The organism is Protofrankia sp. CiT1, from assembly GCF_917627335.1.
GTDB lineage: Bacteria > Actinomycetota > Actinomycetes > Frankiales > Frankiaceae > Protofrankia.
This window is the reverse complement of sequence record NZ_CAKJTP010000278.1, coordinates 1-748: the sequence shown is the minus strand read 5'-3', so window position 1 is coordinate 748 and position 748 is coordinate 1. Positions and strand designations below refer to the sequence as shown.

Below are 748 nucleotides of genomic sequence, written 5' to 3'. Positions count from 1 at the left end.
GGCGAGGCGGCGGATCAGGTCGATGGTGTCCTCGTCGGTACGGATCGCGGGCTGGCGACGCCGGCCGGGGACGGTCAGTTCCGTGAGCGCGCCGCCCTTCCAGCGGATGAGCAGGTCGGTGTGGCCGGCGTCGTCGTCGCGCACGACGGTGACGTTCACCTCGTCGATCAGGGTCCGTAGTAGCTGTTTGCGGTCGCGGTCGGTGGTCGTGGGGGCGTCCCAGACCTGGTGCAGGTTGTCCCCGAGCGCGCGGATGCCGGCGCGCTCGGTGTCGGTCAGGGCGCGGGGGCGGGCCTGCTCGCGGCGGGCGAGTTCGGCCTCGGCGGCGGCCAGGTCGGTCAGCGCCTTCTCCCAGGCGGCCTCCAGACCGCGGGCGACGAGCCGGTTGTCCGGGTCGACGGCCTGGTAGCGGGCGCGTTCGACCTGGCGGCGGTGCTGGGCGAGGGCGGCGTCGTGGGTGTTTTCGAGGTGTTCGGCGGCGGACAGACAGGCGGTGAGCGCCGCGGGGGCCAGCGCGGTCAGGAACGCGTCGGCGATGGCGGCGTCGAGTGCCACGCCGCCGATGTGCAGGTGACGGGCGCCACGGCCGTCGACGATCGTGGCGGGGCCCTGGCAGTAGTAGCCCGGGGTGGCCTTGGTGGGGCCCTGGTAGAACACGGTGAGTTTACGGCCGCAGGTCCCGCAGGTCGCCAGGCCCTGCAGCAGCGCGCAGCCCTCCCGGACCGCGCCGGTGCCGGGCTGGTGGGCC

General features: G+C 74.5%; 1 protein-coding gene. It reads right to left on the bottom strand.

Annotation, left to right across the window (positions count from 1 at the left end):
* Nucleotides 1-748 (bottom strand): zinc ribbon domain-containing protein (locus MJ785_RS21450; protein WP_239382655.1); only part of this gene is annotated, 748 nt, incomplete at both ends.